18 protein-coding genes and 3 tRNA genes are annotated in these 20,546 nt (G+C 69.5%); 3 read left to right on the top strand and 18 right to left on the bottom strand.

The window, feature by feature from the left end; translation table 11 throughout:
* Positions 1-88: 88 nt before the first annotated feature.
* From BKH32_RS02525 to BKH32_RS02515, 3 genes are all read right to left on the bottom strand, one after another.
* Positions 89-760: a response regulator transcription factor gene (locus BKH32_RS02525; protein WP_075248475.1), complete on the bottom strand. Its 672-nt coding sequence runs from the start codon at positions 758-760 to the stop codon at positions 89-91.
* Between the two features lie 217 nt (positions 761-977).
* Positions 978-2,132: an adenylate/guanylate cyclase domain-containing protein gene (locus tag BKH32_RS02520; protein ID WP_075248474.1), complete on the bottom strand. Its 1,155-nt coding sequence runs from the start codon at positions 2,130-2,132 to the stop codon at positions 978-980.
* A gap of 94 nt (positions 2,133-2,226) precedes the next feature.
* Positions 2,227-3,144, bottom strand: coding sequence for a biotin--[acetyl-CoA-carboxylase] ligase (locus BKH32_RS02515; protein WP_075248473.1), 918 nt, complete (start codon positions 3,142-3,144; stop codon positions 2,227-2,229).
* Between the two features lie 34 nt (positions 3,145-3,178).
* Between BKH32_RS02515 and BKH32_RS02510 the strand changes: the two genes are divergently transcribed.
* The gene (locus BKH32_RS02510) at positions 3,179-3,844 is read left to right on the top strand and encodes a Maf family protein (protein ID WP_075248472.1); all 666 of its coding nucleotides are present in this window, start codon (positions 3,179-3,181) and stop codon (positions 3,842-3,844) included.
* A 25-nt stretch (positions 3,845-3,869) separates the two neighbouring features.
* Here the strand turns inward: BKH32_RS02510 and BKH32_RS02505 are convergent, their stop codons facing one another.
* The 6 genes from BKH32_RS02505 to BKH32_RS02480 form a co-directional block, all read right to left on the bottom strand.
* A complete protein-coding gene (locus BKH32_RS02505) occupies positions 3,870-4,538 on the bottom strand; it encodes a MarR family winged helix-turn-helix transcriptional regulator (protein ID WP_075248471.1) in 669 nt (222 codons plus the stop codon).
* 506 nt (positions 4,539-5,044) lie between these two features.
* On the bottom strand, positions 5,045-5,851 hold the full coding sequence (locus BKH32_RS02500) for a MaoC/PaaZ C-terminal domain-containing protein (RefSeq protein WP_075248470.1): 807 nt from the start codon (positions 5,849-5,851) through the stop codon (positions 5,045-5,047).
* A gap of 112 nt (positions 5,852-5,963) precedes the next feature.
* Positions 5,964-6,134 carry a 50S ribosomal protein L33 gene (gene rpmG / locus BKH32_RS02495; RefSeq protein ID WP_003779904.1) on the bottom strand — a complete coding sequence of 57 codons (171 nt, stop codon included), beginning with the start codon at positions 6,132-6,134 and terminating at the stop codon, positions 5,964-5,966.
* Positions 6,135-6,194: 60 nt separating this feature from the next.
* A tRNA-Met gene (locus BKH32_RS02490) sits at positions 6,195-6,268 on the bottom strand.
* A gap of 38 nt (positions 6,269-6,306) precedes the next feature.
* Positions 6,307-6,379: transfer RNA gene (locus BKH32_RS02485), tRNA-Thr, on the bottom strand.
* A 111-nt stretch (positions 6,380-6,490) separates the two neighbouring features.
* Positions 6,491-6,572 (bottom strand) — tRNA-Tyr (locus tag BKH32_RS02480).
* A gap of 159 nt (positions 6,573-6,731) precedes the next feature.
* On the opposite strand from BKH32_RS02480, the gene BKH32_RS02475 reads away from it, so the two are divergent.
* The gene (locus BKH32_RS02475) at positions 6,732-7,229 is read left to right on the top strand and encodes a YajQ family cyclic di-GMP-binding protein (RefSeq protein ID WP_075248469.1); all 498 of its coding nucleotides are present in this window, start codon (positions 6,732-6,734) and stop codon (positions 7,227-7,229) included.
* Between the two features lie 16 nt (positions 7,230-7,245).
* On the opposite strand, the gene BKH32_RS02470 is transcribed toward BKH32_RS02475, so the two are convergent.
* The 6 genes from BKH32_RS02470 to BKH32_RS02445 all read right to left on the bottom strand — a co-directional run bounded on the left by BKH32_RS02470 (position 7,246) and on the right by BKH32_RS02445 (position 12,983).
* Positions 7,246-8,244, bottom strand: coding sequence for a phosphotransferase family protein (locus tag BKH32_RS02470; RefSeq protein ID WP_256690516.1), 999 nt, complete (start codon positions 8,242-8,244; stop codon positions 7,246-7,248).
* A gap of 14 nt (positions 8,245-8,258) precedes the next feature.
* Positions 8,259-8,795: an AAA family ATPase gene (locus BKH32_RS02465; RefSeq protein WP_075248467.1), complete on the bottom strand. Its 537-nt coding sequence runs from the start codon at positions 8,793-8,795 to the stop codon at positions 8,259-8,261.
* 3 nt (positions 8,796-8,798) lie between these two features.
* On the bottom strand, positions 8,799-9,668 hold the full coding sequence (gene htpX, locus BKH32_RS02460; RefSeq protein WP_075248466.1) for a zinc metalloprotease HtpX: 870 nt from the start codon (positions 9,666-9,668) through the stop codon (positions 8,799-8,801).
* Positions 9,669-9,701: 33 nt separating this feature from the next.
* Positions 9,702-10,286, bottom strand: a complete 585-nt coding sequence (locus BKH32_RS02455; protein ID WP_075248465.1) for a GNAT family N-acetyltransferase — start codon at positions 10,284-10,286, stop codon at positions 9,702-9,704.
* Between the two features lie 3 nt (positions 10,287-10,289).
* Positions 10,290-11,405 carry an alanine dehydrogenase gene (ald, locus tag BKH32_RS02450; protein ID WP_075248464.1) on the bottom strand — a complete coding sequence of 372 codons (1,116 nt, stop codon included), beginning with the start codon at positions 11,403-11,405 and terminating at the stop codon, positions 10,290-10,292.
* A 90-nt stretch (positions 11,406-11,495) separates the two neighbouring features.
* Positions 11,496-12,983, bottom strand: coding sequence for an FAD-dependent oxidoreductase (locus BKH32_RS02445; protein ID WP_075248463.1), 1,488 nt, complete (start codon positions 12,981-12,983; stop codon positions 11,496-11,498).
* Between the two features lie 419 nt (positions 12,984-13,402).
* Here BKH32_RS02445 and BKH32_RS02440 point away from each other — a divergent pair, with 419 nt between their 5' ends.
* A complete protein-coding gene (locus BKH32_RS02440) occupies positions 13,403-15,724 on the top strand; it encodes an HNH endonuclease signature motif containing protein (RefSeq protein WP_075248462.1) in 2,322 nt (773 codons plus the stop codon).
* A 494-nt stretch (positions 15,725-16,218) separates the two neighbouring features.
* Here the strand turns inward: BKH32_RS02440 and BKH32_RS02430 are convergent, their stop codons facing one another.
* The 3 genes from BKH32_RS02430 to BKH32_RS02420 are packed head-to-tail and all read right to left on the bottom strand — an operon-like array spanning position 16,219 to position 20,536.
* The gene (locus BKH32_RS02430) at positions 16,219-17,325 is read right to left on the bottom strand and encodes a polyprenyl synthetase family protein (protein ID WP_075248461.1); all 1,107 of its coding nucleotides are present in this window, start codon (positions 17,323-17,325) and stop codon (positions 16,219-16,221) included.
* A complete protein-coding gene (nuoN, locus tag BKH32_RS02425) occupies positions 17,322-18,935 on the bottom strand; it encodes an NADH-quinone oxidoreductase subunit NuoN (protein ID WP_075248460.1) in 1,614 nt (537 codons plus the stop codon). The genes BKH32_RS02430 and nuoN overlap by 4 nt, the downstream gene beginning before the upstream one ends.
* The gene (locus tag BKH32_RS02420; protein WP_075248459.1) at positions 18,932-20,536 is read right to left on the bottom strand and encodes an NADH-quinone oxidoreductase subunit M; all 1,605 of its coding nucleotides are present in this window, start codon (positions 20,534-20,536) and stop codon (positions 18,932-18,934) included. The genes nuoN and BKH32_RS02420 overlap by 4 nt, the downstream gene beginning before the upstream one ends.
* Positions 20,537-20,546: the final 10 nt, after the last annotated feature.

Raw genomic sequence — 20,546 nt, 5'->3', positions numbered from 1 at the left:
CCTCCTTCAGCCTCGATGATCTGATCGAGGCGGCTGCGGAACCCGACAGTCCTCCCGGGAGGCTCTCCCGGTCAGTCCGGTCAGTGGCTCAGCCGGTGGTCAGGAGGTAACCGTCCCCCTGGGCCAGCAGAAGCGTGGGCCGATCCTCGTCGTCACCGAGCTTGCGACGCAGCCAGGTCACGTGCATCTGGAGGGTCTGGGGACTACCGGTGGGGTCCTCACCCCAGACCTCCTTGAGGATGTCCTCACCGGAGGCGACCTCCCCGCCGGCACGCACCAGGACCCGGAGCAGCTCGAACTCCCGGGTCGTCAGCTGCAGCTCGCGCGAGCCGACGAAGGCCCGGTGAGCGGCGACGTCGACCCGGACCTCCCCGAGGCTCAGCTCGTCCTCGGTGGCCTCCCCCGAGGCACGACGGACCTGCGCCCGCACGCGCGCCAGCAGCTCGGCCAGGCGGAAGGGCTTGGTGACGTAGTCGTCGGCCCCGGCATCCAGTCCGACGACGAGGTCGGAGTCCTCACTTCGGGCGGTGAGCATGAGGATCGGGATGGTCAGGCCCTGGGCCCGAACCTGACGTGCCACGTCCAGGCCGTCGATGTCCGGCAGCCCCAGGTCCAGGACGATGATGTCAGCGGCCGAGACCTCCTCGAGGGCGCCTTTACCGGTGCCATGAGTCAGGACCTCATAGCCCTCGCGTCCAAAGGCGCGGGCGAGGGGTTCGGAGATGGCAGGGTCGTCTTCGACGAGCAGAACAGTTGTCACATCCGCGATGTTAGGTGACGACACGCCCTCACCGCCATCGTCCCAGCGGCGGAGAAGATACCAAGACGTGACCACGTTGGGACGGCGGCTCCCCCGCCCTCTCACACCCAGATCACGTTTCGGTGAGGATTCTGCGGAAAACCCCGAGCTCAAACGGCGTCTTCAAGTGCCGAGCGGACAGGAAATCACGAGATGGTAACGGAACCGTGAGCCCGGTTCAGGGGCGGGCCGGCGAGGTCCGCTCCAGCGACCAGGGCACAATCTGCCCCAGCCCCTTGGCCACGACCTCATGGCACTGCCCCACCCGGTACCGCCCCGCCTCGGACGAGCGGAGGATGGCCATGGCGGTTGACTCGTCCAGGCGGATGCTGCCGGGTTCGGCCGCGTCCACGAGCCGGGAGGCCAGGTTGACGGTGGGACCGAAGACGTCCCCGGAGCGGGAGATGACCCGCCCCTCGACGAGGCTGGCTCGCACCCGGATCGCATCCGGCCCCTTCTGGAGCTCTTCGACCAGGGCGGTGACGACGTCGGCGGCGATCAGCAGGTCCTCGGAGATGTACATGACGGCATCCCCGATCGTCTTGACCACCCGCGCCCCTCGGGAGGTGATGACGTCCCGGGCCGTGTTCTCGAAGCCCTCGAGCATGTGGGTCAGGGCGGCCTTGCTCATGCCCTGGGCGCGCTGGGTGAAGGAGACGATGTCGACGAAGCCCAGGGAGCGGATGAGCGGGTAGAGGTCGGGGCCGGTGTCCTCCCTGCCCCGGGTCGACACCTCGACGTCGGTGCGCCCCAGGATGGAGACCATGTGGCGGCGCCATACGTAGGTCAGCTGGCGCGACAGGAGCTCCACGAGGTCGTCGATGCGGTCGAGGGCGACCAGCCGTGCCGAGGTGTCATCCAGCCCGAGACGCTCACTGAGGTCCGTCACGAAGGTCTCCAGCTCCCACAGGACCAGACGGTCCATGGTGTAGGACTGGGCCCTGAGGAGCTCAAGAACGCTGGCCGAGGCCAGGGGGGAGTCACTGGTCTCGTCGAGCAGCGCCACGGTGTCTTGAAGCGCGGCGACATCCTGCTCAGTGAAGTGAACCCCATCGGGCTTGACGTCGGCGAAGCCCATGGCGCGCCAGAACTTCTGCGCCACCTCCACACTGGTTCCGGCCCGTTGAGCCACCTCAGTCAGGGTGAGGCTGGGGGACTCCCCCAGCAGCAGGCACTCGTGTCCTGCCAAGGTGGTCCGCTCCGCAGGGGCCGCCTCAGCGACGGCCTCACCCTCGACACGAGGAGCGCCCTCGTGAGCCCTCTGCAGAGCGCCACCTTCGACCCCGTGGGAGTCCGGTACGCGCTCCTCGCTCGCTCGGCTGTCTAATGTCACCCTGCTACAGTAGCGCAGATCACACGCCTATGCCTGTTGTGTGACAGACCGCGCGACATAGCACCGGGTTCGCAATTCTCACGGCCCCTGACCTTCAGCTCTCCACACGTACGAGGGTCACATCGCCGGCGCGGACCTCGGTGTCACCGTCCCGGGTGCGCAGCATGAGGGCGGGGGTGATATCGACGGCCAGCCCCCTGAGCTCACCGTCAGGAGCCTGGACACTGACCCGCCTCCCCAGGGTGGTCAGCGCCGCGCGCAGCCGGCGCCCGAGCGCGCCGCCTCCGGCGTCAACGTCCCCACCGGTCTCCTCCCACCACCCGATGAGCCGGGCCAGCTGGTGGCCGATCGCCGTGAGAACGATCTCCGCGGCGTCTGCCGGCGCCGGTCCGCGACCCGCACCAACCGCGCCCAACGTGCGCAGGGAGCCTGCCCATGCCACTGGCAGCTCCTCATCCGTCTGCCCGATGTTGACGCCGATTCCGAGGATGACCATGGGGGCCTCGTCGCGATCGGCGGGAACCGCGTCGGGCGCGAGCCCGCGGGCTGCGGCCCCTTCAGAGGGCTCCGGCGCGACGAGCTCACTGAGAACGCCGGCGATCTTGCGCGTGCCGGCCCAGCCGGGCACTGCGGGCACGGCCGCCGGGTCGTCTGGCAGGGCGACGACGTCGTTGGGCCACTTGGTCCCCACACGCCAGGGCAGGTCCTCAACGAGGGGGGACAGGGCGTCGCGGACGGCCAAGCCGCCCAGCAGAGGCAGCCAGCTCAGGCACTCGACAGGGACCAGGGGCCTGAGCAGCACGGAGACCAGGAGGGCGCCACCGTCTTCGGGGGTGACCCAGGCGCGCCCGGACCGCCCCCTCCCGGCGGTCTGTCTCAGCGCCCGCAGTGCCGACAGGTGCGGCCAGGACTCGCGCTCAGGCCCCATGAGGGCGGCACGCAGGTCGTCCTGGGTGGAGCCGGTGACGGGAACGGTGTCGAGATGCGAGAAGGGGCTGTCGCCTAGGCTCATATCTCGAGCCTACCGGCCCGTATAGGCTGGTGGCGTGATTCTCCTGGCCTCGAAGTCATCCGGCCGCCTGACCACCCTGCGAGCCGCCGGCGTTGAGCCGCTGGTGCGAGTCTCCGACGTTGATGAGGAGGCCGTGCTCGGAGAGCTGATCCAGCGTCGCCGCGACGCCGGACTGGCCGCACCGAGCGCCGCCGAGCAGGTGCAGGCCCTGGCTCGGGCCAAGGCCCTCGACGTTATGGCATCCACCGACCCGCAGGAGGCCGAGGTGGTGGTGGGCTGCGACTCCATGCTGGAGATCGCCGGCCAGGTCGTCGGCAAGCCGGCCGACGCCGCCCAGGCCCGTGAGCGCTGGCGGATGATGAGCGGAGGCACCGGTACCCTGCACACGGGTCACTTCCTGGTGCGTACTGCGGACGGCGCTACCGCCGAGGGGGTCAGCTCGGCCACCATCCGTTTCGGCTCCCCGTCCCCGGCCGAGGTCGAGGCCTACATCGCCAGCGGGGAGCCGCTGTGGTGCGCTGGGGCCTTCACCATTGACGGTCTGGGCGGCGCCTTCATCGAGGGGATCGCCGGCGACCCCCACGGGGTCGTCGGCATCTCCTTGCCGCTGCTGCGCCGGCTTCTGGCGGTCCTGGGGGTGGTCTGGACAGACTTGTGGGCGCCGCCACCGGTGGCGAAACCGGTTGACGACACCCACTGATCGCGCAGGCGGGTGCGCAGGAGCCTCAGGAGGCCATTGCCGCCGAGATGCCGAAGGAGTCCGGGGCCTGGGCGATGACCCTCATGAGCTCGGCCATGACGACCTGCTGCTCACGGCTGAGGCGGTCGACGACGTGACGGCGCACGCCGTCGAGGTGCACCGGAGCCGCCTCGCGCAGGAAGTCGAGACCCTGCTGGGTCAGCGTGCAGTTGACGCCGCGGCGGTCGGAGTCGCAGGAGCTGCGCTCGACGTACCCCGCGCCCTCCAGGCGCCGGACCGTGTGGGTCAGCCGTGAGCGGGAGTGCGAGACGTACTCGGCGAGAGTGGACATGCGCAGGGTCTGGTCGGGCACCTCGGACAGGCGCACCAGGATCTCGTACTCGTGCATGGAGATGCCGCATCCGACCTCGAGCTCACGGTTGAGGCGGGCGGTGACGGAGGTGGAGGCCGCCAGGAAGGAGCGCCAGGCATCCATCTCGATCTCATCGAGTCGGCGGAATCCCCCCTGCTCCAGGGAGTCGTTCTGTCCACAGCCCTCGACCGGCCCCCGACCGCGCTCGGGCGATCCCGCAGCCCCGACCGCCTCCTGGCTGTAGGTGGCCTCGACGGCTTCCTGATCGCTCTGAGTCCACGTCATCTCGACGTCCTCGACGTAGGCCGTCGGTTCCGCCATCGTCCGCTCTGCGGTAATCACCTTTATCGACTCCTCTCAGCACCGACCTGTGGCAGGTCGCGAACCCTCAAGCACGAACTTGTTGATCGCCTTTGGCTTTCATACAAGCGCAGCACTACATCTTTTTTATCACACTCGGTCGGAGTCTCACCCCTCCAGCACAGCGATCCACAACATCAGACAACCTTGAGAACACAGGAACCACCCCCACTTTTCCTTGCCGCTGAACAGATCCAACGGAGCCGCGGCCCCATGGGAAAACAATTCGGACACTGACTTCATGTCACCTGACATACATCAGTTTGACAATCTAAATACCCATCTTTGTCACGTCATCATCCCCATCAACCGACGATCCGGAGGTGACCGATAATTCATTTCCACGTTCTCACCTCACTTCCTTCAAGACGGTAATGAATCTCCGTCAGAATTCTCTCCAGTAAGCAATCATTATTTCTTCATGAGGCGATAGGAGAATGAACGGCTCCCGCACCGCCTCCTGGTGGCGGTCACGAAGGCGGATGGCGTCACCGGCGTCGCAGAACGGGTCTCCTCCCCTGAGCGATGTCTCCGCTGACGGGGTCGACGGCGAGCGTTGCCCACGACTCCCCCGCGCCGCCCCCAGCTTCAGGGACATCGGCGGAACCAATGAATACCAGGTCTGTCTGCCGTAAAGGCGAAGGCTGGACGAGTGCGAGACTGATCGCTCCGAGCAGCAGGCCGTGAGCAACGACCTCACCGGAGCCGGCCGACAGCCCCGCCTCGGCCGCTCTTCCGGGCTGGAGATGGATGGGGTTCCGGTCTCCGCCGGCCTGCGCCCAGGCGGCCACATCGGTGTCAGCGAGCCGGTAGAACACGGATCCTGACGGCGTATCAAATCCGGTCTCCGAGGCCGTGAGTTTCCCCTTCCCGACGTCGTCCCGCCAAGGCGGCAGGGTACGACGGGCGAGCTCGTGGATCACCCGCCAGTGCTGCCCCGTCACCGTGAGCTCGACCGTCGCCTGGATGAGCTCCCACCCCGCACGCTCGACCTGTCGGATCGAGGCCCCATCGGGCATGTCCGTCCCCAGGGCCGCCCCGCCTCCCACAGGCCTCACGCTCATCCGGCAACGGCGGTGCACCAAGCCCTCCCAGAAGGCCTCCCCCCGGCAGTCCCGCACCCAGCCCTGGACCTGATGCATGGCCTGCACAGCGGGGAGGATCGCCGTCGCTCCGCGCCGGGCCTGGCGGTGGACCTGACTGCCGGGGCGTCCGGAGGAGGCCGTTGCGAGCACCCCGTCCAGGACTGCTGTAAGCCGCTCAACGGCGTCGTCACAGGAGCTGGGACCGTTCACCCTGACGATGCTAGGTGCCCGCCTCGGAGAGACGACGAAGCCCCGCCGACGTCATGTCGACGGGGCTCGCTCCCGGGTCACAGCGGAGGCGACCGGGTTCGCTACGCGATTCTCAGCGGGTCTCGCGGTGCTCGGTGTGCTTGCCGCAGCGAGCACAGAACTTGGCGATGCTGAGACGGTCGGGGGTGTTGCGACGGTTCTTCTTGGTGATGTAGTTGCGCTCCTTGCACTCCGAGCAGGCCAGAGTGATCTTGGGGCGAACGTCGGCGGACTTGCTGGCCACGTTTGTCTCCTCGTGTCGATCCTCGAGCATGCGACGGAACGCTGTACTCGAAAGCTTGCGTAGCGGGGGAGGGACTCGAACCCTCGACCTCACGATTATGAGTCGTGCGCTCTAACCAGCTGAGCTACCTCGCCGTATGAACACAATGGGGGCCAGTGGCCCCCGCTGTGAGAGCCCCGAAAGGGAATCGAACCCTTGACCTTCTCCTTACCATGGAGACGCTCTGCCGACTGAGCTATCGGGGCAACGAGCCGAATCCTAGGCAGACTCGAATCGCTCTGGCAATTCGTTCCACCGTGGCTTCGCTCACTGCGGTCCTCGCCGGGCGGCGAGGTGCGATCAACGAGTGATCGCCGTGGCGGGTGAGGGATTCGAACCCCCGTAGCATTACGCGGCTGATTTACAGTCAGCTCCCATTGGCCGCTCGGGCAACCCGCCTTGGCTCCGCGCTCCGACCCCTCGGTCATCGCTTGGCGCCGTGGAAGAATAGCAAGGCAGCGGCGCGAAACGCCAATCGCCCCCGTAGGACCCTCCTCACAGAACAACCCACCTAGACTCGGGTCGACTGAGGTCCCCACCCCGGAAAGGACTGCCGCCATGGCCAACGTCTCCTCCTTCGACGTCGTCTCCCGCCTCGACCGCCAGGAGGTGGACAACGCCGTCAACCAGTGCGCCAAGGAGATCTCCCAGCGCTACGACTTCCGTGGCGTTGACGCCTCCGTGAGCCTGTCGGGCGACACCATCACCCTGGAGGCCAACACGGCCGAGCGGGTCCTGGCGATCCTGGACGTCCTGGAGTCCAAGCTCTTCCGCCGCGGCGTCTCCCTCAAGGCCCTGGACCTGGGAGACAAGGAGCCGCGCCTCTCGGGCAAGATCTACCGCCTGGCCTGTCCGCTGCGCGAGGGACTCACCCAGGAGGTGGCCAAGAGGATCACCAAGGCGATCCGAGACGAGGGCCCCAAGAGTGTCAAGGCCACGATCCAGGGCGACGAGGTGCGCGTGACCTCCAAGTCCCGTGACGACCTCCAGACGGTCATCGCCCTGCTGAAGAACCTCGACGTCGACGCCGCCCTCCAGTTCGTCAACTACCGGTGAGAAGGAGGAAGGCGGCTCAGTCCACGAGTCGGGTGGTCAGGCTGCGGGCGAGCTCGTCGGCCCACCTGCCGTAGCGGGCCTCGCCGGGGCGGCTGAGGCAGTACAGGAGGTTGCCCAGGCGGTCGAGGAGCTCGTAGGCGTCGCGGCGCTCCAGCAGCCGTTGCGGGTCGGTGGCACTGAAGTCCTGCGCGAGCCGCGAGCGCCGCGAGTACCGCGAATATTCAGTGACGAAGGCGGTGACGTCGTCGGGCGACATGGGCAGGTACCAGGGCCCGCCGGTCACCCGCCCTCCGACGAGGGCCAGGTCCTTGGCGGTGTCGCCGGGCCCGGACCACTCGAAGTCGATGAGTCGCGGCAGGCCGTCGGGGTCGAGGATGACATTGGTGGCGACGACGTCGCCGTGGATGAGCCGGTGGGTGGGGACCGCTTCGAAGGCCGGGGCGAGGCGGGTGAGCTCGCGGCGCCAGGCGGGCAGGAGCGCGCGGACGCGGGAGTCGGTGAGGGTCTCCGGGTAGTGCTCTCCCCACCAGGTCAGCAGCTCCTCCCCCTGCTCGCCGGCGCTCGGCACGAGGGCGGCCGACGGCGCGGGACCGGCGGCGAGGGCCTTGTGCAGGCGGGAGAGCTGGTGGGCGAGGGCGGTGGCGAGCCGCGGGTTCCAGTCGGTGGCGCGCAGCGCCCGACCGGGGACGTGGGTGGTCACCATGTAGGGGGTGCCGAGCGGGTTGTCGCCACTGGTCTCCAGGGCGACGGCGCTGGTTCCCAGCTCGGGTGGGACATGCCTGAGGGCCTCGAACTCGGCCTGCATGGAGCGGGGCATGTCATGGGGCAGGTGCCGTGGAAGGCGCAGGACCCGGGTCTGCTCGCCGGAGCCGACTCTCCAGGCCGTGTAGCTCTCACCGGCCCCCAGCCGCTCGACCGGTCCGGTCGTCACGCCGCGCAGCTCACCGGCGTCGACGGCGGCCCTGATGCGCTGGGCGATGTCGTCGCCGGTTCCGGTCGGAGGTGGAGTGTCCACTGCCCTATCCGCCTTCACCCGGCTCCGCCCGCGAGGCCGAGGTCGATGATGGCCCGGGCGGCCTCGGTGGCGGTGAGACGGGCGGTGTCGAGGCGGAGGTCAGCCTCGGGCCAGGGGGCGTAATCGCGACGGGCGATCTCCTGCCACCCCGGCAGCTCGAGGCCCTCGATATCGCTGCCCCGCTGCTGGGCGCGGCGCCGGTGCTCGGCAGCATCGGAGCAGATGAGCTCGACGGAGAGAAACCGGGCGCCCACGGCTGAGGCCGTCTCCTCCCACAGGCGGCGGGTGATGGGCAGCGGGTTGACGCACTCGACCAGAACGTCCCCGCCCGAGGCCAGAACGTCCCGGGCCACAGCGGCGGCCACGTAGTATCCGGCGCCCGCGGGCATGCCGGGGAGCATCTCGCCAGTGTCCCGCAGGGCCTGCTCGATGGAGTCGATGCGCAGCCAGGTCGGCGGTCCGGCCTGCGACCCAGCGCGCAGGCGCAGGATCTCCCGGCACACAGCGGTCTTGCCGACCGCCGGCAGCCCGCCGACGACGGTCAGGGACATTCGTCAGTACCCGGCCATCTGCTCGAGGCGGGCGATGCGCTTGTCCATGGGCGGGTGGGTGGCGAAGAGGTTACGCAGGCTCCCGAAGGGGTTGGCGATCATCATGGAGGAGACCGGTTCGAGGCGCGGGTCCTGCCCCATGGGCACGCGTGAGATGCCCGCCTCGAGCTTGCTGAGCGCGCTGGCCAGGGCGAGCGGGTCGCGGGTGAGCTCGGCGCCGTCGTGGTCGGCGTCGTACTCGCGGGTCCGGGAGATGGCGAACTGGGTGATGGCGGCGGCCAGCGGCGCCAGGAGGGAGAGCAGCAGGACGGCGATGATGTTGCCGCCGTCCCGGTCGCGTCGGTTGCCGCCGCCGAACCACAGGGCCATGGTGGCCAGCGAGGAGATGACGCCGGCGATGCCCGCGGCCACCGAGGAGGTGAGGATGTCGCGGTTGTAGACGTGGGAGAGCTCGTGGCCCAGGACGCCGCGCAGCTCGCGCTCATTGAGGAGCTGGAGGATGCCCTGCGTGCAGCACACGGCGGCGTGCGAGGGGCTGCGGCCGGTGGCGAAGGCGTTGGGGCTCATCGTGGGGGCCACGTAGAGGCGCGGCATGGGCTGGCCGGCAGCGGCGGAGAGCTCACGCACGATGGCGTACATCTGGGGCTGCTGGGCCTCGGTGACCTCGATGGCGCCCATGGAGCGCACGGCGATCTTGTCGGAGTTCCAGAAGCCGTAGGCGGTCTGCGCCAGGCCGATGACCGGCGCGATGAGCAGCCAGATGGCGGAGCCGGTCCCCCGGGCCAGCGCATAGCCGAGCAGGAGAAGCAGGCTCCACATGCCGCCCAGGAGGACGGCGGTCTTGAGACCGTTGTAGTGGTGGGTCCTTGTCATGGGTGGAGACTATGGGATGAACCTGTGTCCGACCTATGTCTGCTGGCGCGGGACCACTCGCGCGGTGATGAGGCCGCAGTCCAGGCAGCGCAGGGCATCGCGGAAGTCGTCGGGGTCGAAGGCGGTTCCCGGCACCTCACGCGCGAGGGTCCAGTACTCCCCCGTTGAGTCTTGGACCGCGTACCCGGTGTCGCGGAAGCCGGAGCGCTCGTAGAAGGAGAGCCGACGGCGTCGCTGCTCGGCGTTGTCGGCCTCGGCGATGACGGGCTCGATGTCCAGGACGATGGTGCAGCCGGGGTGACGGCGCTCGAGCTCGGCCAGAAGGCGGGTGCCCACGCCGCGGCCACGGGCGGCTTCGTCGACGGCGAGGTAGAAGAGGTAGAGCAGGCGGGAGCCGGGGAGGCGCACGGTCCAGGTCAGGGCGACAGGATCCGGGCGGTCCGCACGGGTCGGCCCAGCGGGCCGGTCCCACCAGGCGACGAGGTCGACGCCGCGCCGCAGGCTGAGCACGTGGATGAGCGCCCAGGGAAGGCGCTCATCCTCGGGGAAGGCGCGCAGGTAGAGGTCGTGCGCCCAGCGGTCGGTTCTGCTGGCGAAGCGGACGCGGCGGGTTCTCACCGCTCAGCTCAGCAGGTCGGCGACGTCGGCCGCGGAGAGGTCCAGGGCCTGACCGACCCCGGCGGTGTAGAGCGTCCCAGCGTGGGTGCTCAGTCCGCGGGCGAGGTCGGGGCGCGCCGCGATGGCGTCGCGCCAGCCCTCGTCGGCCAGTGCCAGGGCGTAGGGCAGGGTCGCGTTGGTCAGCGCGTAGGTGGAGGTGTGCGGGACGGCTCCGGGCATGTTGGCCACGCAGTAGAAGATCTTGCCGTCCACCTCGAAGGTGGGCTCGGAGTGGGTGGTGGGGTGGGAGTCCTCGAAGCAGCCTCCCTGGTCGATGGCGATGTCGACCAGCACGCTGCCGGGCCGCATAGTCTCCACCATGGCCCGCGTCACGAGGTTCGGGGTGCGGGCCCCGGGCACGAGGACGGCGCCGATGACCAGGTCCGCCCCGGCGCAGGCCTGGGCCACGTCGAGCTCGGTGGAGAAGCGGGTGCGGATGGTCCCGCCGTCGAGCTCCTCGATCCGGCGCATGCGCAGCGGGTCGACGTCGAAGACGGTGACGTCCGCGCCCATGCCGGCGGCGACCCGTGCGGCGCTCAGGCCGGCGGTGCCTCCACCCAGGACGACGACGCTTCCCCGCCGTACCCCGGCGGCGCCGCCCAGCAGGACGCCGGCCCCGCCGTGGGGGCGCAGCAGGGCCTCCGCGCCGACCTGGGCGGCCAGACGGCCGGCGATCTCCGACATGGGCGCCAGGAGGGGCAGGGCGCCGGTGTCGGTCTCGACGGTCTCGTAGGCGATGGAGGTGACCCGCTTGGCGAGCAGCTCCTCGGTCAGGGCCCGGTCGGCGGCCAGGTGGAGGTAGGTGAACAGCAGCAGGTCCGGGCGCAGGAAGGGGTACTCCTGGGGGATCGGCTCCTTGACCTTGAGGATGAGCTCGGAGTCGGCCCACAGGCCGGGGACGTCGTCGGTCATGACGGCGCCGGCGGCGGTGTAGTCGGCATCGGGGATGGAGGCCCCCTCGCCGGCGCCCGCCTGGATGGTCACGGTGTGCCCGCGCCGGGTGAGCGCGTGAACACCGGCCGGCGTGATGGCGACGCGGAACTCGTTGTCCTTGATCTCGGTGGGAACGCCGATTCGCATGGTTCTGCCTTCGGGGTGGTTGAGAAGGGGCGGGGTGGTGCGTGTGGGCCGGGGCCGACGGCGGGACCAGGCGGCCCCGGCCCAGTCAGTTCAGTCGGCCAGGCGGTGGGCGACGCGCTCGGGGACGCGGCCCGCCTCGGGCTGGCCGATGAGGTCCTCGGGAACCTCGGTGGAGCGGGAGATCGCGGTCATGGCGTCACGGGAGACGACCTTGACGCGCTCGCGCGACTTGGACTCCCCTCCGGTGACGACGACCTCGCCGTAGCCCTCACCGAGCTCGCGCTCGTAGGCGTCCAGCAGCTCCCAGCCCTCCCAGTTGGTGAAGGGGATGCCACGGGACTCCAGCAGGGCGACGATGGCGTCGTGGCCGACCTGGGCCTCGTCGCTGGTCTCGGCGTGCAGCAGGCCGGCGTTGGCGTCGGCCACGAGGTTGGTGATGGTCTCCTGCGCGTCGGACTTTGTGGAGCCGATGAGGCCCACGGGGCCGCGGCGGATCCAGCCGGTGGCGTACAGGCCGGTCAGGGGCTTGCCGTCCTCACCGAGGACGCGGCCGCCCTCGTTGGGGACGACGTGCCGCTCGGTGTCGAAGGGGAGGCCCTCGATGGCGCTGGAGGCGTACCCGACGGCGCGGTAGACGGCCTGGACGGGCCAGTCGCGGTACTCGCCGGTGCCGGTGACGTTGCCGTCGCCGGTCAGGCGGGTGCGCTCGGTGCGCAGGCCGACGACGTGGCCGTCGTCGTCGGTGAGGACCTCGTGGGGGGCGGAGAAGAGGTGGATGTGGATGCGGTGGGAGGCGGTGAGGTCCTCCGGCTCCTGCATCGCGTATCCCTCGAGGGCCTTGACGACCTGGCGCTGCTGGTTGGAGGAGGCCAGGGCAGCCTGCGAGCCCTCGTCGTACTCGAAGTCCTCCTCGTCGACGAGGACGTCGACGTCGGCCTGCTTGCCGAGCTCGCGCAGCTCCAGCGGGGTGAACTTCACCTGGGCGGGGCCGCGGCGGCCGAAGACGTGCACGTCGGTGACCGGGGACTGCTGGAGGGTGGCGGCCACGTTCGCGGGGATCTCGGTGGTCATGAGGTCGTCGGCGTGCTTGGCCAGGACGCGGGCGATGTCCAGGGCGACGTTGCCGACGCCGATGACGGCGACCTCCTTGGCGCTCAGGTCCCAGGTGCGCGGGTGGTCGGGGTGGCCGTCGTACCAGGAGACGAAGTCGGCGCCGCCGTAGCACTCGGGGGCGTCGACGCCGGGGATGTCGAGGGGGGCGTCGGTGTCGGCTCCGGTGGAGAAGATGATGGCGTCGTAGTGCTCGTGGAGCTCGGCCACCGAGATGTCACGGCCGACCTCGACGTTGCCGATGAGCCGGATGTCCCCGCGCTGGAGGATCTTGTAGAGGGCCACGATGATCTGCTTGATGCGCGGGTGGTCGGGGGCGACGCCGTAGCGCACCAGGCCGTAGGGCGCGGGGAGACGCTCGAACAGGTCGATACAGACGTCCAGGCCCGACTTCGAGAGGATGTCCGAGGCGTAGATGCCCGCGGGGCCTGCTCCGATGACGGCGACATTGAGAGGACGTGCGTTCACTGTTCTTCGTTCCTGATTCAGGGGACGTGGGCTCGGCGCCCGCGCTTCCGCCGCCGGGTGGGCCGGATCCGGTCCGGGGCGACGGCGATGACGGCAGGGCACCGCGGCACAGTCTATGGAGGAAGGTGGGGGCTCCCCCAGGGCGAGGGCAATATCGCGGCTTTGAGCCGCGTCACGTCGGAAAGGAGACGGGGTCGGGAGGGCGGGTCCGGGAGGGTCGGCTCAGGGATGTGAGTTCGGGGCGTCCGGTTCGGGTGGGCCGGTTCGGGGTGTGGGTGTGAGGCCCGCTGGTGAGGGTCATCCCACCTCCGTGCACCCCGGACAAGAAGGCCGATGCCCCGGGTTTTCGTTGCTGTTCCAGTGATTCTGGATGACTGCTTCAGCGTGCGGGCGGCAGGGAATCGGGCTATACTGTACATATGTTCGAAGGTGGTGTGCTTCCTCGCGTCCCGACCGGTGGTGCGGCCGGGGCGCTGGGCGCGCCTGGCGGGGATGTGGCGCCGGGGCCTGTGACCTTCCCTGAGGACGTGGCGGGCCTGCTGGCGTCCCTGGGTGCGGGCGGAGCGCTGGCTGGTGTGGTGGAGGGGCTGCTGGTCCGCTTGCTGGTGATCGCCCAGGACCGCAACGACGATAGTGACGGTGGCGGCGACGGAAGTGGTGACGGTGAGGACTCCGCCGCTGATGGTGATGCGGCCTCGGCCCTGTTCCCCGGTGAGCCAGGGACCGACGCGACGCTGGTGGCCACCGCCCAGGAGCTTCGGGCCGTGTCCTTGGAGGAGGCCGGTGATAGTGGGCTGCTTGGCCTGGGGGCGCGGGGTCTGGGGGAGCTGGCTGCGGCCTGCCACCGCCTGGCGGCCTGGGCCACGTGGGGTGAGTCCCTGGCCGCGGCCTGCCTGACCGGGTGCGCCGAGCTGTCGACCCACCCGGGCCAGTGGGGCCCGGATGGCCGGGTCTCGGAGGTGGTGGGTTACCAGGAGCGCCGGTTCAACGCCACCTGCCTGCTCTCGGCCCGTCTGGGGGTCTGCCGGAGCCGGGCCGGGCAGATCGTGGATCACGGCAGCGCGCTGATGAGCATGGGCTTTAACCCCACTGAGGCCATGGAGCGCTGCGGGGTCCTGGACTCGGCGAAGGCGTCTTTGGTGACTCGCCGCCTGGAGGGCGTGCCGGCTCCGGTGGCGCTAGCAGTTCAGGACAAGGTCCTGCCCCAGGCACCCAGGCGCAGCGTGTCCCAGGTGGGGCGCGACATTGAGCGGGCCCTGATGGAGACAGACCCCACCGGACACAGTGAGCGGGTGCGGGTCAATGTCTCCAGGCGGTGCGTGACGCGCCCCAAGCCCGCCGGCGAAGGCGTGAGTCAGATTCGCCTGCTACTGCCGACCATGGATGCCCTGCTGCTGGACGCCACCCTGGACGCGATCGCCGCATCAGCCCGAGCCACCGGTGAGAAGCGCACCCTGGGCCAGCTACGAGCCGACGCCATCACCGCGATGACCCTGTCCACACTGCGCGCCAGCCAGCAGGCCGCCTACACTCAGCCATCCCCGAGGGAAGCCGAGCATTGCGGCGAGGCCCAGGCCGAGGTCAACCGCTCCGAGTCGGCTGCCCCTGCACGGTTGCTGCCTGACGGGGTGCCCCTGGAAGGACTCCTGGGCGCTTTGAGCTCCCTGGTGGGCTCAGCCAGCCCATGGTGGACACCCTCAGGAACCGGACACCTCCCCCTCCCCGAGAACATCCACATCGACGTCCAGGTCACCGTCCCCCTGACCAGTTTGGCACCACCGGGAGACCCCACCGGCAGCGGTGATCCCGGGGGCGGCGACCGCACTGATGGTTTTGACAGCCGTGATTCCAGCCGGACCAGCCCAAACGACGCCCGCTCCGCAACCGTGCTTGAGTTCTTCGGCCGAGAGCCGTCCGAGACCAGCGGCAGAAGTCTGCCCAGTTCCGGTGGTACAAGTCTGCCTGCTCCCAGGCAGGAGTCTCCTGGCGTCCAGCCCGCCGCGGCTGAGATCGCGGAGGTGCGGGTCGGGGCGCGCAGCGTGGCTGTGCCGGCCCTAACCGCCTGGGCCCTGGCCGCCGGTGGGACCTGGAGGCGCCTGGTCACCGACCCGGTCAGCGGTACCGTCGTGGACGTCGGCCGCACCAGGTACCGTCCCCCAGCCGGCCTGGCCGACCTGGTGCGCGCCCGCGACCGGGCCTGCGTCTTCCCCACCTGCCAGACCCCCGCCTCCCGGTGCGACATCGACCACCTCAGCGCCTGGAGCCAGGGCGGGACCACCAGCCTGGACAACCTCGTGGTGCTCTGTCAGGCCCACCACCGCCTCAAGCACACCCCCGGATGGGCACTCACCAGAGACCAGGCCAGCGGAGCCCTGTCCTGGCACACCCCCGACAAGACCGTCTACCAACGCCACCCCAACGGCACCATCACCCGCCACCCCCGCAAGACCGGCCCCCACCAGCACCTTGTTCCCGGCACCGTCATACCGGAGGACCTGAGCAAGCAGATCACCCCCGACATCCTCAACCGCCTCAACCGGGCTGTTGACAGAGCACTCGACGATCAGGTCCATGACCACACCGGTCTTGGCACCAACGCCAACGGCATCGGCAGGGCTCGGTTAGAGACCCGCGGTCCCCGCCCCGGCCAGAGAGCTGGAGCCTTTGAGACCACCCCCTACCCCCAGGCCGCCCACACCCTGGGACTCGCACCCCTCATCGACGAGGCCCCACCCTTCTAAGTGACCGGGCCGCTACGCGTTGACGACCGGGATGTCGGTAAGGCGGGCGACAATCCTTTGCGGCGCAATCGGATTGTTCCAGCAGGCAAGTCAATGACGATTCTATGAGGCTTACTCACAGAGCCGACCGACGCCAGCATCTTCGCAGGTCACAGCACCTTCAACGGATGCTGTGAATGAGCCTCGTTGACTGCGGCGGGCCCCACCTCGATCGAGAGCGGGGCTCCGTCCCACTCCGCCTCCAGCATCACCCCACCGTGGGGACCAGTCGCGGTGGCAACAGCACGTGGAGACGCTGCCCCCGAGCTCTTCCCCGACGAGGCGGAACCACCTTTCTTCAGCACCCCACAACCTGTTAGGACGGCCCCGCACCGGCCAGGGCGGGCAGGGCCAGGACACGCACATTGGGAACACGTACGTGACCCCCTTATGCGCCGCAGTCCACCGCCCACGATGGGGAGAGACGGGACCTCTTCAGCCCACAGATCTGTCGGTCAAGCGGCCCGGTCCACGAGGATGCGGGCGAAGTCCTCCATGGCGGCACGCACCTGCCCCACCCGCTCACCGGCGTCGGCCATTGGCGCCGCGGCGGCCTCACCCTCGATGCCGTCCCGGGCCAGGCGCTGCCGGGTTCCCTCGAGAACGGCCGCCTCCAGGCCCTCCAGCCCCTCAACCGCCTGAGCCGCCCAGGCCATGGCCATCTCGCGGGTACGGGCCAAGACGGGATGCTCGCGCAGGCGAGCGACGACGTCGGCCAGGAAGGCGTCGTCGGACAGGTCACCGGTGGACAGGCGAGAGAGGATGGCCTGGCCGGCGGCGTCGAGCTCACCGGCCGCCAGGGCCTTGCGCAGGAGCAGCACCGGCATGGTGTCCACGCCCTCGCGCAGGTCGGTGCCGGGGGTCTTCCCGGTGGTGGCCGAGTCGCTCATGAGGTCGATGACGTCGTCGGCCAGTTGGAAGGCCACGCCGATCCTCTCGCCGAAGTCCTCCACGATCTGCTCGGTGCGCGCACCGGCATCGGTGAGCATCGCCCCGTAACGGGCCGACACCGCGATGAGGGAGCCGGTCTTGTCCGCCAGGACCTGAATGTAGTGGTCCACCGGATCGGTACCCGCCGGGCGCGGCAGGGTCTCGTGGAGCTGCCCCATGCACAGGCGCTCGAAGGTCTTGGCATGAGCCATGACGGCCTGCGGGCCGAGCGCCGCCACCAGCTGGGAGGCGCGAGCCACCAGGACGTCACCGGTGAGGATGGCCGCGGAGTTGCCCCAGACGATCTGAGCGCTCGGGGCACCGCGGCGCAGCGGGGCCTCGTCCATGACGTCGTCGTGGTAGAGGGTGGCGATGTGGGTCAGCTCCACAGCCACCCCGGCGTCACGGATCTTCTCGCCGATGGCCAGGGCCGGGTCGCCGAGCTGGGCGGTCAGCAGGGCCAGGACCGGGCGCAGGCGCTTTCCCCCAGCCTCAGCCAGGTGCGAGGTCGGCGGGTTGATGGTCTCGTCGGCGCTGGTGACCACCTCCATGAGGCGGTCCTCAATGGTCTGGAGAGCGGGGGTGATACGCGACTCCAGCTCGGGGGCGCTCAGCGGCAGTGATCCGATCACGGAAGGAGCATAGCCGTCTGGTCGAACAGGTCGAAGGCGGTCTGCGGCAAAACGCCCAGCCCGATTGTGGCTATCACCGCAACACCGACCGCCAGGAGGATCGGGCCGCGGCTGGCCACGACCACGGAGCGCTCGCCGGCCGGCTCATGGAAGAACATGAGCACGATGAGCCTCATGTAGAAGAAGGCGGTCACGGCTGAGCAGACGACGGCGAGGATGACGAAGGGCATCCCGCTGCCGCTCAGACCGGCGGCGAAGAGCCGGAACTTGGCCATGAAGCCGGCCGTCAAGGGCACTCCGGCGAAGGACAGCAGGAAGACCGTCATGGCTCCGGCCGCCCAGGGGCTGCGGCGTCCCAGACCCTTGAAGGCCTCCAGGTCGCCGTCCTCACCGCCCACCGAGCCGTCACGGTTGGAGCGCACCAGGGTGATGATGCCGAAGGCCCCCACAGTCGCGATCCCATAGGTCAGGGCGTAGAAGCTGAGCGCGGAGATCGCCGCCTTGGAGTAGGCCAGGATCCCGATGAGCATGAAGCCGGCGTGGGCGATGGCCGAGTAGGCGAGCATGCGCTTGACGTCGCGCTGAACCACCCCGACGACGGTGCCCAGGAGCATGGTCAGTGCCGCCACGGCCCACAGGGCGGGGGCCAGGTCCCAGCCCATGGCGCCGGCGATCATGTAGTAGAAGCGCACCAGGGCCAGGAAGGCGGCGGCCTTGACCCCGGCGGCCATGAACCCGGTGACCGGGGTGGGGGCGCCCTGGTAGACGTCCGGGCTCCAGGCGTGGAAGGGCACGGCCGCCACCTTGAACAGCAGGCCGATGATCACCATCATGAGGCCGGCCAGGATGAGCCAGTCCTGCCCCGCCGCGGTGCGCACGGACTCGCCCAGAGTCTTGTAGTCGACGGCGCCGGCCACCCCGTAGAGCAGGGCCGCGCCCATGAGGAGGAAGGCGGAGGCGAAGGCCCCCAGCACGAAGTACTTCAGCGCCGCCTCCTGGCTGAGCAGCCGGCGGTGGCGGGCGGTGGCCGCCAGGATGTACAGCGGCAAGGAGATCATCTCCAGGATGACGAACAGCGTGATGAGGTCGCTGCTGGCCCCGAAGAGCATCATGCCGCCCAGTGAGAACAGGGTCAGGGGGAAGACCTCGGTCGTGGTCCACCCGGCCAGGATGGACTCGCTCTCCTCCGCGCTGCCGGGCCGGTCGGCGGCCTGGGCCGCGAAGGCCCCGTCGCCGACGGTGGTGCGGTCGGCCATCACCATGACGGCCAGCAGCCCGATGACCAGGAGGATGCCCTGGGCGGCGATGGAGAAGGGATCCTCGGTCAGGCCGGCGGACATGCGGGCGCCCGGCAGGAAGCCCTTGGGGAGCTGGAACTGGGGTACGGCCGCGGCGGCGGCCCCGGCGGCCTTGACCTCGCCCCAGCGCAGGAACAGGGAGACCCCGGAGGCCAGGATGGCCAGGAAGCTCAGCGTGGACTGGATGGCCAGACGGGCGGGTCGGGTGATGAAGGCCTCCACGAGGACCCCCAGGACACCGGCGCCCAGGATGATGAGGACCGGCGTCAGGGCGTCCCAGTTGACGATCGGGGCAGTGGCTGAGGGGCTCACTTGGTGTTCCCTTCCGTAGCGGTGGAGGCGGCGGGAGCGTCAGTCGTGCCGCCGACATCGAGGCTGTCACCGGCGCCGCGGGCTGAGGCCTCAGCCTGCGAGGAGCGGGTCACCGTGAGCGTGACCTGCCGGGCGACGTCGTCGAACGCGGACGTGAAGACGCCCGGGGCCAGTCCGAGCGCGACCATCGCGGCGATGATGGGGACGACGACGAGGCGCTCGCGCCCGTCGAGGTCGGGGCTGCCCACACGCTCGGGGGCGGGCGCCCCGGTGAAGACCCGCTGGTAGGGCAGCAGCATGTAGACGGCGGCGATGACGACGCCGACGACGGCCGCACCACCCAGGGCCAGCGATACCGAGAAGGTGCCGGTGAGCACCATCCACTCGGGAACGAACCCGCTCAGGCCCGGCAGGGCGATGGAGGCCAGCCCGCTGACCAGGAAGGTGCCGGCCACCAGCGGCATGACCCGGGCGATGCCGCCGAGCTCGCTGATGGTGACCGTCCCGGTGCGCCGGGCCATGAAGCCGGTGACCAGGTAGAGGCCGGCGATGGACAGGCCGTGGGCCACCATGTAGACCATGGCGCCGTTGGCGGCCACCTGGTTGCCGATGAAGATCCCCAGGACCATGAAGCCGAAGTGGCTCACGGAGGTGTAGGAGATGAGGCGGTAGAGGTTGTCCTGGGCGATGGCGGCCAGGCCCCCGTAGATGATGGAGACGACCGCCAGGACCAGGATCACCGGGGCGGCCCAGCGGGAGGCCTCCGGGAAGATCGGCAGGACCAGGGTGATCATGCCGAAGGTGCCGATCTTGTCCAGGATGCCGATGAGCAGGACCGAGGTGCCCGGGGTGGCCTGCTCGGCGGTGTCGGGCAGCCAGGTGTGGACCGGGACCAGCGGCGCCTTGATGGCGAAGGCGATGAAGAAGGTCAGGAAGATCCAGTGACCGGCGGAGGTGGACACGTGCAGGTTGGCGGCCACCGAGTCGATGAGGAAGCTGGGGGCGCCGTTCTTGGCGGAGTGCAGGTAGACGGCGATGACGCCGATGAGCATGATGAGCCCGCCGGCCAGGGAGTACAGGAGGAACTTCAGGGCGGCGCGCTGGCGCCTGTCACCGCCGAAGCAGCCGATGAGGAAGTACACCGGGATGAGCATCGCCTCGAAGCACAGGTAGAACAGGAGCAGGTCCCGGGCCGAGAAGATGACGACGACGAAGAACTCCAGCGTCAGGACCAGCCCGGTGAACAGGCCCTGCCGGTCGGCGGGGACCTCACCCCAGGAGGCGAGCAGCACCAGGGGCGTGACGAAGGCGCCCAGCAGCACCATGGACAGGCCCAGGCCGTTGACGCCCAGCGCCCAGGAGGCGCCGATGGCGGGGATCCAGGAATGGGTGTCGGTCAGCTGGACGGTGCCTGCGTGACCCAGCTCGAAGGCGCTCAGCGCCCACAGGCCCAGGGCGAGGACCACCAGGGAGAACACGAGGCCCACGGCGCGGGCGTGGAGCCGGCGCAGCGGCGGGACCAGCCACAGCAGGAGCGCCCCGGCCAGCGGCGTGACCGCCATGACGGTCAGGACGGGCAGCGATGCGGGAAGAGTCGGCATGTGTCGTGTC

This window comes from Actinomyces oris (assembly GCF_001929375.1).
Taxonomy (GTDB): Bacteria; Actinomycetota; Actinomycetes; order Actinomycetales; family Actinomycetaceae; genus Actinomyces; species Actinomyces oris_B.
This window is presented reverse-complemented; position numbering and strand designations above follow the sequence as displayed.